The organism is Caenimonas soli (assembly GCF_013155545.1).
GTDB lineage: Bacteria > Pseudomonadota > Gammaproteobacteria > Burkholderiales > Burkholderiaceae_C > Ramlibacter > Ramlibacter soli.
Genome location: NZ_JABJVV010000015.1, coordinates 106,391 through 120,334 on the forward strand (window position 1 = coordinate 106,391; position 13,944 = coordinate 120,334).

Annotated in this window: 8 protein-coding genes and 1 pseudogene; 1 reads left to right on the forward strand and 8 read right to left on the reverse strand. The window is 62.1% G+C overall.

The window, feature by feature from the left end:
- Positions 1–5: 5 nt before the first annotated feature.
- From HNE04_RS21355 to HNE04_RS21370, 3 genes are all read right to left on the reverse strand, one after another.
- Positions 6–1,169, reverse strand: a complete 1,164-nt coding sequence (locus HNE04_RS21355; protein WP_172223770.1) for a M24 family metallopeptidase — start codon at positions 1,167–1,169, stop codon at positions 6–8.
- A 1,010-nt stretch (positions 1,170–2,179) separates the two neighbouring features.
- On the reverse strand, positions 2,180–4,282 hold the full coding sequence (locus tag HNE04_RS21365; protein WP_172223773.1) for a 3-hydroxyacyl-CoA dehydrogenase NAD-binding domain-containing protein: 2,103 nt from the start codon (positions 4,280–4,282) through the stop codon (positions 2,180–2,182).
- Positions 4,283–4,303: 21 nt separating this feature from the next.
- Positions 4,304–5,875, reverse strand: a complete 1,572-nt coding sequence (locus HNE04_RS21370) for a class I adenylate-forming enzyme family protein (protein WP_172223775.1) — start codon at positions 5,873–5,875, stop codon at positions 4,304–4,306.
- A gap of 407 nt (positions 5,876–6,282) precedes the next feature.
- On the opposite strand from HNE04_RS21370, the gene HNE04_RS21375 reads away from it, so the two are divergent.
- Positions 6,283–7,068, forward strand: coding sequence for a class II aldolase/adducin family protein (locus HNE04_RS21375; protein ID WP_172223777.1), 786 nt, complete (start codon positions 6,283–6,285; stop codon positions 7,066–7,068).
- A gap of 362 nt (positions 7,069–7,430) precedes the next feature.
- Here HNE04_RS21375 and HNE04_RS28445 read toward each other — a convergent pair whose 3' ends face one another.
- From HNE04_RS28445 to tesB, 5 genes and pseudogenes are all read right to left on the reverse strand, one after another.
- Positions 7,431–7,661, reverse strand: a complete 231-nt coding sequence (locus tag HNE04_RS28445) for an Ldh family oxidoreductase (RefSeq protein WP_328700380.1) — start codon at positions 7,659–7,661, stop codon at positions 7,431–7,433.
- Between the two features lie 444 nt (positions 7,662–8,105).
- Positions 8,106–8,367: pseudogene (locus tag HNE04_RS28165) on the reverse strand (altronate dehydratase); the annotation flags it as partial.
- A 55-nt stretch (positions 8,368–8,422) separates the two neighbouring features.
- On the reverse strand, positions 8,423–9,973 hold the full coding sequence (gene garD / locus HNE04_RS21385) for a galactarate dehydratase (protein WP_172223780.1): 1,551 nt from the start codon (positions 9,971–9,973) through the stop codon (positions 8,423–8,425).
- Between the two features lie 217 nt (positions 9,974–10,190).
- Positions 10,191–11,558 (reverse strand): aminotransferase, encoded by a 1,368-nt coding sequence (locus HNE04_RS21390; protein ID WP_328700381.1) that lies wholly within the window; start codon positions 11,556–11,558, stop codon positions 10,191–10,193.
- A 1,376-nt stretch (positions 11,559–12,934) separates the two neighbouring features.
- Positions 12,935–13,774, reverse strand: coding sequence for an acyl-CoA thioesterase II (gene tesB / locus HNE04_RS21395; RefSeq protein ID WP_207717671.1), 840 nt, complete (start codon positions 13,772–13,774; stop codon positions 12,935–12,937).
- Positions 13,775–13,944: the final 170 nt, after the last annotated feature.

Here is a 13,944-nt window from a genome sequence, read left to right on the forward strand (position 1 = left end):
TCGCCTCACGCGAAATGCAGCGTATGCGGTGTCTTGGCGAGGATTTCGCAGCCAGTGTCGGTGACGAGGACGTGCTCGCTGCAGCCGATCATGATGTCGCTGTCGCCGAACAGGATGATCGGCAGATGGAAGGTCATGTTGGTTTCAAGAACGTCCGGGGATTCAGGCTCAAGGCTTAGATTGCCGCGGCCGCCCCAGTTGGGTCCAGTGTGATAGCCGGCGCGGTGGCGCATGCCGCGCGGGAGTTGGGAGCGCGCGACCACTTTGCGTGCAGCGGCATCAATCGAGGAAGCGGTCGCACCGGCCTTTATCACTGCGCAAGCTGCTTCGAGGGCCTCCACCGCCAAGGCGTGCACAGCTTCGGCCTCATGATGACGGCCCAGCACCGCGGAGCGCACGATCCCCACCGCATACCCGCTCTTCGTGCCGCCTACCTCGATCATCGCGGGCTCATTTTTGTTGATCGGGTGCGGCATCGGCACGCCATGCGGTACCTTCGTGCGCTCGCCAAACATAATGTTTGTGGACGGCGTCCACAGTGCTCCGCCAGACTTGGCCACCTCATGTGCGATCGCGTTACCAACCTCTTGTTCGGTGACGCCGGAGTGGATCGAGCTTTGGAAGGTCCGAATCGCGATATCGGTATAGCCCATCGCTTCGCGGATCGCCTTGAGTTCGAGATCGCTTTTCACGGCCGCGATCTTCGGAACGAGCCGGCTGGCATCGACGATCTTCATGAGCGGAAGCTGCGCCTGCAGGTCAGCCACGTCCTTGGGTGCGAGGTTCCACAAGTCCAACTGCAATCCAACTCGCTTGTTCGCAACGCCATAGCGGCGAAGGACATCGGCGGTGGCGCGCGCCCAGTCGGGCTGATGCGTGTAAGTTACGATCTCTTCGATGCAGCTGTCGGCTCGCACTCCCGTTTCCTCGTATTCGCGAACCACATACGTGGGGGCGTGCCCGGTAACCATCACCAGCGGGAACGGCATGAAGTACCCGCCGTAGCCGCTGTAGCCTGTCAGGTAGCGCAAGTGGTTGTGGGAGGTAACCAGCAACGCGTCGAGTCCGTCACGCTCCATGGCCTTGAACACCTTTTCGCAGCGCCGGTGGTATTCGTCATTCGGGAAAGGGATGCCGGTGAAAGGGATGGATCCGGTCTTGGTAGTCATGGTTTTGTTGGTTTCCTAGATCTAGGCGTCATCCTCGCGAAAGACTGCGGCTGACGCACGGCAACAACCTCGCCGCCTACGCGTTCCAAACGCGCGCGGGTCGCATCGATGAGATAAGAACTGCATTTCCCATGCTGCGAAGGTACCGAAAAGTCAGTGCATGAACTCGGCATAAACGCGCCAGAAACTGCAGAAATGCTGCGATCGCCTGTTTAGCGCGACGGCTGCCGGCAACTCGAGCGCGGGAACCTGTTCGCTCACCGCGGATCCGCAGGCAGACTCGATCAATCCCGTGCCGCAGCCGACTGCAAAGCACAGGGCACAGCAGGAGATTCGGCGTAAGCAGGCCAAATCCGGCAAGCACTGTGAGCAAGGTGGCGCCAGCGAGAGTGATGCCCAGCGACACCAATGCCACCACGCGCCGATCATGCACATTGGCGACCGCACCGGCCAGCACTGCGATTGCCGCGGGAGTCATCCGCGTCATCGCCCACGCCACTCTCACGCCCTGGATTAATGTGCCGAGGAGACAAGGCCGGCGAACCAGATGCGGCGGAACGTCGCGCTGCGCAGCGGACCATCCCATCGCAGGCAAACCCTTCGGACTTGGGCCCATCAGCCAGATCCATTCCTCCGTTGCCCGCCAACACGTAGTCCTAGACGTCAGATGCGGAATCGACACGCACGATCACTCTTCCGAACTAGTTCGCTGCCGTGCAAGAGAGGCGAAAGCCGTGGCTGCTTGCAAATTACTCGCGCTTCCGGACGGCTCTTCCCGAGCATTCAGTGGCGCGCCTCTTCTGCCTCCGTGTGTCCCGCCGCGCCAATCTTGTTTACTACGCGACAGGCGTCACGGAGGTTGCCCGCCGCGGTGTCCATTGACCGCATTCGCGCGAGGCAAATAGACGCGACCCCGATGCTTTCATTGGATCTCTCGACCTCTCCTTGAGCCCGCGCGGCGATCTATACTTGTCAAAAATTCGGCGATTGACGGAAACCACCATTGAACGCTACTTTCCGTTGAAGGTCTTGCCCTGCTCCGCGAGGGACACAAGGAGCGAGGCAGGTTGCCACCAGGCGTCAGCGCCCGGCTCGGCAGCAAACCGGCGCAGTTCCCTGACGATCGTGCTCAGACCGACGGTGTCGGCGTAGAACATCGGGCCGCCTCGCTGCGGGGGATACCCGTAGCCGTTAAGGTACACGAGGTCGATGTCGCTCGCGCGCGCCGCAATGCCCTCCTCGAGGATGCGGGCACCTTCATTGACCAAGGCAAACATGCAGCGCTGCACGATCTCCTCATCGCCGACCTTGCGCGGCTGGACGTCATGAGAAGCCTGATAGTCCGCAATGATCTTTTCCGTCGCGATGTCCGGGATCGGGTCGCGCGTACCTGGCTCATAGCGATACCAGCCGGCACCTGTCTTTTGGCCGAGCCGGCCAGCTTCGACCAGCTTGTCATGGATCCACGGGATCATAGGCACACCCGCCTCGGCGGCACGGCGCTTGCGCGTCGCATGTCCAATATCTAGCCCGGCCAAGTCGCCCATACGCAGCGGTCCCATCGCCAGACCGAATTCCTGCAGCGCGCGGTCAACCTGCTGCGGCAAGGCACCGGCTATGACTGCGCCGTGGGCCGCCGCCTGGTAGCGCGCGACCATCCGGTTGCCGATGAATCCATCGCATACGCCGGATATCACCGCGATCTTGTCGATCTTCTTCGCGAGACCCAGGCAAGTTGCAAGCACGTCAGGCGCGGTCTTCGCACCGCGCACGATCTCGAGCAGGCGCATCACGTTGGCCGGGCTGAAGAAGTGCAGGCCGAGCACGTCGCCTGGGCGGTTCGTGAACCCCGCGATCCCATCAATGTCCAGATACGACGTGTTCGAGGCCAAGATGGCGCCCGGCATACAGACTTTGTCGAGCCTGCGGAATACCTGTTCTTTCACACCCATCTCTTCGAATACGGCCTCGATCACCAAGTTCGCATCGCGCAGAGGGGCATAGTCGAGTGTAGGCATGATTAGCGCCATGCGCCGCTCCACGTCGGCCGCAGTGACCTTGCCTTTCTTCATCGAGGTTTCGTAGTTCCTCCGAATCGTCGCCAGCCCCCGGTCGAGTGCCTGCTGGCTTGATTCCACGAGGACGACAGGCAGGCCGGCGTTCAGGAAATTCATCGTTATGCCGCCACCCATGGTGCCCGCGCCGATCACGCCGACCTTGGCGATTGTCCTGCGATTGGCGTCCTTAGGCAGGGCGTCCAGCTTCGCCGCAGTGCGTTGCGCCTCGAAAATATGCCTCAGTGCCTTTGCCTCGACACTTTGGACTAGGCTCAGAAACCCTTCGCGTTCTAGTTGACTGCCTTCGTCAAAGCTTTTGGAATAGCTGGCGGCGAGCGCTTCCACGCATTTACGCCGTGCGGGCAGGAGCGCAAGGTCCTTGCCGCCGGCGACGGTGTTGTGGGCGGTTTCGATCAACGCGTCGCCTTCCTCATCGGCAACATCGAGGTCTCGCGTGCGCAAGAAGGGGCGACGGTCCGCGAGCATGGAGGTAGCGAACTTCTCGGCCGCTGCCACAACGTCTCCGTCCGTAACAAGGTCCAGTAGACGGGTTTCTGTCATCTGCCTCGCGCGCACCGGGTCGCCACTGAGGATGATGTTGAGCGCCCGGTCAAGTCCAACGAGGCGAGGCAATCGCTGTGTGCCGCCCGCGCCGGGTAGCAGTCCCAGCTTGACTTCGGGTAGCGCCAGCTTCGCATCCTCGTGAGCCACGCGGAAGTGTGCAGCGAGCGCGAGCTCGAATCCGCCGCCGAAACAGATGCCGGCAATCGCGGCCACGACAGGCTTGGCATTGTCTTCGATGATGCGTACGAGGTTCGCGACCCGAGGCTCGCACGTGTACTCGGCGGTATTGAACTCGTTGATGTCCGCACCCGCCGAAAAGGCACCCGGCGTCCCCGTAAGGACGATCGCTCGCGCTGCTTCATCTTTGTTCGCGCGTTCGATTGCACGCAGGATGGCCACGCGCAGCGGATAACCGAGGCTGTTCACAGGCGGACATTCCATGGTGATCATCGCCACCTGGCCGCGTAATTGATAGTTGACTATTTCATTCATGATGTTGTTAAACAGTTCCGCCTAGACGGGCCCTTTCTGAAGCGCGTTGCCCAGTGTCCGCATCGGATATGCCTCGCGCAGCTGGCGCTTGAGGACCTTTCCGATGTCGCTGCGCGGCAAATCGCCGACGTAGAGCAGATCGACGATCCGCTGCATTTTCCCCAGGCGCTCGTTCGCCCATTCAAGCAGCGCGCGGGGCTCCGGTGCATTCGCGCCTGCCACCACGAAGGCGACCGGCGATTCGCCCCACTTCTCTGAAGGGACGCCAACGACTGAGACATCGCCGACACTTGGATGTCTGCGCAGGACTGCTTCAATGTCGCTTGGATAGATATTGAAGCCGCCGCTGATGATCATGTCCTTGCGGCGGTCAAGCAGCGTGAGGAACCCGTCTTCGTCAAACCTCCCCACGTCGCCAGTGCGGATGTAGCGGCGGCCTTCGTCGTCGTGCCATTCGGCCTCGGCCGTCTTCGCAGGCAGGTTGTGATAACCGATCATCATGGCCTGGGAGCGCCCGACCACCTCGCCGACCTTGCCGGGCTGGACTTCGCGGCACTCCTCGTCGATCAGTCGAATGTCATGGCCCGGTGCCGGCTTGCCGACCGTGTGCAGTTTGTCTGGGAACTTGTGCGCTTCCAGGTAGAAGCTTCCTCCACCTTCGGTCATGCCGTAGACCTCCAGCAAGCCACCCGGCCAGCGCTTCAGCACGTCGGCCTTGAGGGGGGCCGGGAACGGCGCGCTGGTGGAAAACTTTAGTCGGAACGATGAAAGATCGAATCGATCGAAATTCGGGTACGCCATCAGCCGCTGGTATTGCACCGGCACCAGCATTGCATGTGTCGCACGCACCTTTTCGGCCAGTTCCAAGTACGCAAGCGGATCGAAACGGCCTTCAGTGAACACGACCTCGGCGCCGAACGCAAGCGCGGAGAAGAAAGGCACCAGCGTTGTGTTCGAGTACAGCGCCGTTGCCAGCAACACGATGGAGTCAGGTCCGTAGCCGTAGGCGTGGCCACGCACCACATGCGCCCAACGCATGCTGTGCGGTTGGACAATACCCTTCGGAGTTCCGGTTGTGCCCGACGAATAGATGATGTTGAATGGCCACCCCGGCTGGACGACGATGCCCTTAGGTCGAGCGCCGTGCGGCAGAAGCCAATCCTGCAGCCGCTCCCCGCACGCAAGGCCGTCGAACGCGACGCGCGGTGGGTAAGATTCGAACGCCGGAACGCTGTCGTCGACGAAGAATACGAGCGCTCCGCTGTCGGCCACCATCGCTGCGAGCTGGTCGGCCGTGGCGCCGGAAGGAAGCGGTGCGACGACGACTCCTGCGCGCAGCGCACCGATGAACACGGCGATATATTCGAGCGAATTCGCGCCACAGATTGCGATCGATTGCGTCGGCCGCACGGCGGCGTGCTGCAGCGTTGCTGCGACACGATCGACCATCGTGTCAAGCTGAGACCAAGTCACGGCGCGTGCGCCTTGACGGATGGCGACGGCCCCAGGCCGTGCACGGGCATGCTCGCGTACGAACGCTTCGAACGAGCGAAATGGACGCAGCCCAGCGGCTGGTTGTTCGCGGCCCAACACGCCAGCTGTCGTATCGCGCCGCGCGCCTTCGGGCTCGAGCGCAGCCGGATGAGGCTTGCGCGTCTTGTTTGAAGAAGAGATGATGATATGTTCCCAAGCAGGGCACTGATCTCAGGTCGATGTGCCGACGAAATCCTACGTTTGGATGCGAGTTGGTTTTGGGCGATGCGAGCCCTCGCGCGGCGGGATTCCTGCGCATGAGTCGACAAATTCGACGCTTTTGCGCATCGAGCCTCACCTATGATGCTTTCGAGTGTGCCCGGTAGCGGCGCATCGCTCTTCGAAGGAGAAATTTCCGAGATGGCCCCACTCCCGATCACCGGTGCGACGCGCGCTAAAGAATGTTCGGCCGGCATCTGGCGCATTGCCGAGCTACCTGCGTTGCCCAACGGCAATTGGATCGCGTCATGACCCATGACGAACCAACTCAATTCGTACCGGCGGACATGGCTGCAGAGGACTGGAAGATTCGGTGCGACCTCGCTGCCCTGTATCGGCTGGTCGCGCACTACCGGATGACGGACCTGATCTATACGCACATCAGTGCGCGTGTACCGGGCCCGGAGCACCACTTCCTGATCAACCAGTACGGGGTGATGTTTCATGAAATGCGAGCATCCGATCTGGTCAAGATCGACCTCGATGGCAACATCATTCCCGAGCGCCACCACGAGAACATGCCCGCACGCAAGGTAAATGCGGCGGGGTTTTGCATCCACTCTGCGATCCACATGGCGCGCCCCGACGTGACGTGTGTGGTCCACACGCATACGGCGGCCGGCATCGCGGTTAGTGCGCAGAAGCGCGGCCTGCTACCCGTGAGCCAGCACGCATTGCGCTTTTATGATCGCCTGTCGTATCACGGCTATGAGGGCATTGCGACAAACCTCGACGAACGCGAACGGCTGGTGCGCGACTTAGGAGACAACCGCCACATGATCCTCCGCAATCATGGCCTGCTGGTATGCGGTCGCACGATTCCGGAAGCCTTTGCCGACATTTACTACCTGGAACGCGCGTGCCAGATACAAGTTGCCGCGGGCGAACACGAACTGACCCTCCCGCCGGAGGAGGTGTGTCGGCTAACTGTGGAACAGTTCAAGGATGGCACGCTAGAGCGCAGCCAAATGGGGTGGGAGGCCGCGCTGGGGGAACTTGAAGAGAACAGGTGCCGGAGTTCCTACGCGACCTGACGGTGGCGAAGGTGATAAAAACCTAGTGATGCGGCCTCGCGCTTTATCCGGGTCGCGAGTCGAAAGCGATTGGCGGGGCTGATAAGTCCGTGTGATCCGACGAAAGTGCGGCCGAAGCAGGTACTCGTGGCGGATCTCCAGGCCGCAGGGTCATCAGCTGTGGGGTGAGCGGCATTCCGATCTGTGTTTCGATCGCAGTCGCCTAGGTCCCCCAAACATGCCGCGATATTGCCTCAGCGCGAAGCGATCTCGTTCCAAGGTAGTTTCGTCCACACGCGAGCCCCGCGCGCTCGCGCTGCGCGTGTGCCTTTCGTTCCAGGTCGCCGGCGCTCAGTACGCCGCCGCTGTCGTCGGGCTTCGCTTCAGCCACTTGACAGGGCGAGCGCCTCCTGCCGGAACGCGCTGCGCGTGCCGAGCCCTATCAGCAGGCCCCGGTGCACCTGCTTGCCCTCGCTGTGCGCCACACGCATCTTGCCCTGCGCGACGCGACTGGTCGCGAAGTCCAGGATGAAAGGCCCGCGGCCTTTTAATGGAATTCTGCAGCAGAACGGGTTGGTGCCGAAGCGGCCGTCGCCGCCGCCCCACGGCGCCACACTCGCGTGACAGCACGTTCACGAAATGAATCGAAATGAGCCCCTGCGACACGGCCATTTCGGCGAAGTTCCCAATGCGACCGAGGGGTGCGCATGCGCGAGCGCGAAGATGCAGCTGCCGGTTTCGCTGGCGCGCGCCATAGCGAGCCCCATTGCCCACACGCCCATCACCTGCCCGATGCCCGTCCATCGCGACAAGCGAGGCCGCGTCGAGCGTGACCTTCATCGAGGTGTTCGGTTTCAGCCCGCCTTTGAGCGCCGCCTCGACGTAGCGCGGATCATGTCCACGCCGTGCGAGTCGTGGCCGCTCAGGTTGGCAGGGCACCAGGTTGTCGGCACCCTGCTTGGCTTCTTCTGCCCTGCTAGCGGCCCGCGCGCAGGATCGCTGCGCTCCTTTTGCGCAGCTTATTGATTTGGAGGACTTTTCGACATTTCCTTTTTACATCATGCGCAAACTTGCCTCTGCACAAATTCGTTTTCGCCGTAGCCATGCTGTTCGCTCTTGGTCATTTTGGCCACAGATGGCAAGCACCAGGTGGAAGATGCGCTCGCCCATCTCCTGCATCGCCGCAGGTGGCGTGCATGTCTTCCTCCTGCCGCTGCGAGAGGGCCGTGTTGGTCGAGAACTTGAGCGACGGCGTGGGCGCGCAGCCGTAGCGGTGCCGCGGCCGTCCGTGAAGCAGATCATGGAGGGGCCACCGGCCACCGGCCACGGGGACGGCCCGCATTTTGCTGCCCGATGGGAGAGGTCATGTGTCGGTTCAGGTCACCGGAGCCGGGTTGAACAGTACCAATGCATTGTGGAGTTGCCAGTGCTCGGCCCACGTGTGCTTGCGGCCGCTCGCGACGTCGAGCATCAGGCGGAACAGTTCCCAGCCGACTTCTTCTATCGTCTTCGTTCCGTCCGCGATCTGGCCAGCGTTGACGTCGATGAGATCGCTCCAGCGGTTCGCGAGTTCGGTGCGAGTCGCGACTTTTATCACCGGCGCTTCCGCCAAGCCGTACGGCGTGCCTCGCCCGGTGGTGAACACATGCAGGTTCATGCCGGCCGCGAGCTGCAGCGTGCCGCAGATGAAATCGCTGGCGGGTGTCGCCGCGTAGATCAGGCCGCGCTGGCCATTCAACCTGTCGCCGGGCTTGACGACGCCGGAGATCGGCGCGCTGCCTGACTTCACTATGGAGCCCATCGCTTTCTCGACGATGTTGGCGAGGCCGCCCTCCTTGTTACCCGGCGTGGTGTTCGCGCTGCGGTCGACGCTGCCGCGCTTCAGGTACTGGTCGTACCAGGCCATCTCGTCGATGATCGCCTGCGCAACGTCGCCGTTCACTGCGCGCGACGTGAGCTGGTCCACCGCATCGCGCACTTCCGTCGTCTCGGAGAACATCACCGTCGCGCCGGCCCGCACGAGCAGGTCGGTGCAGTAACCCACAGCCGGGTTCGCGGTAACGCCGGAAAATGCGTCGCTGCCGCCGCATTGCACGCCGACGACCAGCTCGCTGGCTGGGACGGTCACGCGCTTGCGCGCGTTCAGTCGCTCGAGGTGCGGGATCGCCTGCTGCACGACTGAATCGATCATCGACTGGAAGCTCGTGTGCTTGTGATCTTGCAGGACGACGACGTCGAGTTTCCTTTCGGTCGCGACCGGCACTGGGAAGGACCCTGCAGGCATCAAGCGGTCCGGCTGCAGCTTCTCGCAACCGAGGCTGATCACCATCACTTCGCCGCCGAAATTCGGGTTGAGCGAGATGTTGCGCAGCGTGCGGATCGGGATCTCGGCGCCTGGTGCGTCGATCGCCACTCCGCAGCCATAGCCGTGTTCGAGCACGACCACGCCATCGACGTTTGGAAATCGCGGAAGCAGTTCCCGCCGAATGCGTTCGACCGCGACGCGTGCGACGCCGGCGACGCATTGCACGGTCTGGGTGATGGCGAGCAGGTTGCGCGTGCCGACCGACCCGTCTGCACTGCGATAGCCTTCGAAGGTGTAGCGCTCGATCGGCTCGACGGCGCGCGGCGCAAAATTCGGCTTGGGCAGGTCGTCGAGCGGCCGTGCGTCGGGCATGCGAAGCAGCCGTTCGTGCACCCAGCTGCCGGCGGGGATGTCGCGGAGCGCGTAGCCGATCGTGACGTTGTAGCGCACTACTGCCTCGCCGTCCTTCAGGTCGCGCAGGGCGATCTTGTGCCCTTGAGGGACGCGGTCGCGCACGACGAGGCCGTCCGCGAACTTCGCGCCCGAATCGAGACCGGCATCGTTCACAACGATGGCGACGTTGTCGGCCTTGTGCATACGGATGCGGCGGGGTTCGGTCATGGTCGGGCAGTTGGACGTTGGTCAATCAGCAGTGATCTTGCGTGTTTCGAGCATTGTTCCAGCGGGTGAACTTGCTGATCTAGAGCTGCACAAACTGCTCCGGAGTGTTGCCCACGACCTCGAAGGCAGATATCGAGCAACTCGGGCTTGACGAGAAATCGCTCAGCGCCGACACCACTGCGGCATACAGTTTCGCGGTCCTACTCTCCCCATGCGATTAGAGCTGATTCATTACCTGCTCGGTCGCCTCGGCCGCGATGCCTACCATCTCGTCGACTTCCGCCACGCTCATTGTGAGCGGAGGTGAAAAGCCGAGAATATCGCCGTGCGGCATGGCGCGCGCAAGCAGGCCGCGATCCCGGCAGGCTTGTGAGATGCGTGCTCCAACCTTAAGGGCTGGATCGAAGCGCGTTTTGGTCTTCGGGTCCGTCATGAACTCGACGGCCGCCATCATGCCTACCCCGCGCACTTCACCCACGATCGGGCAGCTGCCAAACGCCTGGGCCAGCCCCCGCTGGAAGTGCGCTCCGGTGCGTTTAGCCTGCCCCGGGATGTCCTCGCGCTCGACAATGTCGAGAACCGCATTGGCGGCTGCGACACCGAGCGTATGGCCCGAGTAGGTGTAGCCATGTGAGAACGCACCGACAGTCTCGGCGCCGTTTTCCATCACCTGGTAGACGCGCTCGCTCACCATGGACGCCGACAGCGGCACGTACGCCGAGGTCAGCCCCTTGGCCAACGTGATCAGGTCCGGCTCAATCCCGTACATGTCGCAGCCGAACATCGCGCCCGTTCGGCCAAAGCCGGTGATCACTTCGTCGGCGATGAGCAACACATCGTGCTTCAGCAGCACCTTCTGGATTGCCGCCCAGTAGCCCTTCGGCGGAGGCGTGATCCCGCCGGTGCCCATCACGGGCTCGGCGATAAACGCGCCCACTGTGTCCGGGCCTTCTCGCGTGATGAGCTCGTCGAGTTCGCGCGCGCGGCGCATGGAGAACTGCTCTTCCGTTTCACCCTCGGTGGCGCCCCAATAGTGGTGAGCCACTCCTGTGTGCAGGACGCCGGCCACTGGGAGGTCCATGTAGGCATGATAGAAGCTCATGCCAGTGAGCGACCCCGAGACGATGGAGCAGCCGTGATAGCCGCGATCGCGGGCGATGATCTTTTTCTTCTGAGGTTTGCCGCGCAGGTTGTTGTAGTACCACACCAGCTTGACGTTCGTTTCGTTGGCGTCGGATCCAGAGAGACCATAGAACACCTTGCTCATCCTGCCCGGCGCCATCGCGACCAGCCGGTGCGATAGGCGCGCGAGTTGCTCGGTGGTCTGGCCAGCGTAGCTGTGTGCAAAGGCGAGCTTGTGCGCCTGCCTAGATATCGCTTCGGCCACTTCAGTGCGGCCGTAGCCGATGTTCACACAGTACAGGCCTGCAAACCCGTCGAGGTATTCGCGACCAGCCGCGTCGCGGATGCGCGATCCCTTGCCACTATCAACGACGGTGGACTCGGCCTGACCGTGCGCATACGCGAACAGGTTCACGAACGGATGCAGCACGCTTTCTCGATCGCGTGCAATGACTTCATCCAAGGGATTGGCGCGGGGAACTGCGGACATACTTTTCTCGACTTTCTTGAGTGCCGGTGCGATGTCGAGGATTCTTGCGGAGGGCGTCCCTCGGCTTACCGCAAAAAAAGCTGGAGTTCCTCCGTTATTCTGCGTTGATCCCGAGTTGGCGCAGATTTTGCGCAAGTCGCCGCCTCATGATTCTGACGCGGCAAAAACACGCGCAAATCTGAGGTTTCGCGCTCGTTTTAGGCGTCGCCGGCCGCGACTAAGCTGCGAACGGTTTAGCACGCTTTGCATAGGCCCTAGATGCTAGAACGCAACCAAGTCGGCGAGCAGTTGCTGATGCAGTTCGCCAAGAAGGCAGCTGTCCGCTGTTGTGCTCCCATGCTTCTGCGCAGTGTGCTTCCGCGGTCGCGCGTCGGCATGAGCGCGGGGAAGACGCCAGCTCGCGATCCTGGAAGTCCGGTAGACTGGACGCACGTCGACACGTGATTCCACCTAACCGACGGGGAATCCGGGCCATGTTTGTCGAGGTTGCGAGCATTGTCAGGATGACGCGCTCGTCAAGGTGGCGAGCCAGTCCTGCCGCTTTCGCAGGTGATGTTTGTGTGCGCGGCGTTTCCGCAACGGCCTTACTACTTTCCTGGTGGGTGGTGGTCCGAGTGCGGTTTCGTGCTGCTCATGAGTGGTCGCGTGCTCCTGAAAACGGGGCTCGACGCCCGTCGCCCATTCCCTACCTCCTCGGGCTCGTGTCGCCGCTCCGCCAACGCGATCGCCATCTACATGGCAACTCCCTTGGTCGCCACGCTGCTTGCGGTCATCGCATTCCGGGAGCGTGTGAGTGCGGTCCGGTGGCTGGCGACCGCTGGCGGATTCACGAGCGTTATGCTCATCGTCCAACCCGCAACTGACGATTTCAATGGTGGTCACTGCTCGCCACTCCTGCACGGATTCCCAGGCGCCTGCACAGGCCGTCATGAAGCGATCGTGATTAACGCGAGAACGAGGGAAGGAATTTCCCTGCTCACCAAACGCGTGATGATGCCCCGCCACGCCGAGAGAACCGCGCTGACAAGGAGCCCCCTCGGCCTCAGGCAGATTGCCCTGCTCGCGTGCGCAAGCGTGGTCGTTTCGTGTGTTTCTTTGCGGGCAGGAACGCTATGCAGTCGTAGATCTGTTCCCGCGCACCAGTGCGACGCAGCGATCAAGGTCAGCACCATGCCGCTGACTGCCAGGGCATTCGGCACGTCACGCCAGTTCGCGAAGCTAAGAATCGCAGAAAAGGAGTCGGCGATTCCCTCGGTGTTTAGCAGACTACATGCTGCTTTCCGCAAATAGGGCGACCGGGACAATAAGACGGTCGTCGACCGAACTGTTCGAGTCTTTCGTTCGCAGGCTCAGTTCTGAAGCCGTATCAACCCTTCCTGGGCGGTGGAAGCAATCAGCCTGCCGTCTTGTGTGAAAAACTGGCCTCGTGCAAGGCCGCGAGCGCCGCTGGCCGAGGGACCATCCATGACGTGCAGGAGCCACTCGTCCATTCGGAACGGGCGGTGGAACCAAATGACGTGATCCAGGCTGGTGGACTGCAAGCCGGGCGTATTCCAGGTCAGTCCGTGCGGCAGCATCGCCGCCGATAGCAGGTGCATGTCGGACACATAGGCGAGGAGGTACCGGTGTAGGGCCGGGCGGTTCGGGAGGGAGCAGGCGCTGCGGTACCAGACGCTGCGCAGCGGCGGCTTGGATACAGGGTTCAGGATGTCGGCGGGATCCACTGGACGGATTTCAAACACACGTTCGAAGGTTAGCTGCTCGCGAGCCGCCGCCGGCATGGTGTCCATGTACTTGCGAGCGATCTCTGCTTGAGAGAGGAGACCCTCAGGGCCCGATGTTTGCGGCTTGACCTCCTGATGCTCGACCCCAGGCTCCTCACGCTGGAACGAGGCCGTCATCGTGAAGACGGCACGGCCATCCTGCATTGCGTCGACGCGGCGACTGGCAAAGCTTTTGCCGTCGCGCAGCCGCTCCACTTGGTAAGTGATCGCCTTGTGGACATCACATGGACGCAGGAAGTACCCGTGAACCGAATGCGCGTCCCGACCCTCCTGAATCGTCTGCTCGGCAGCTGCGAGCGACTGGGCCACAAGCTGTCCACCGAAAGCGTATCCCCATTTCAAGTCCAGACTGCGTCCGCGGAAGCGATCTGACTCGATTCGCTCAGGCTCAATCACGTCAAGCACGTCTCTCAACGACACTGCGTCACTTCGCATGCCAACCAGCCCTTTCGTTCCTGGGTCGCCATTCCGTCGTGGTTGAATGCGCTCGGGCGGGCGAAGCGCTGGCGTCCGGTTCAGAGCGTAGAAATCTCACGTCGACATAATGGCGGGTGGGCGGCGTCCAATCCGGTGCG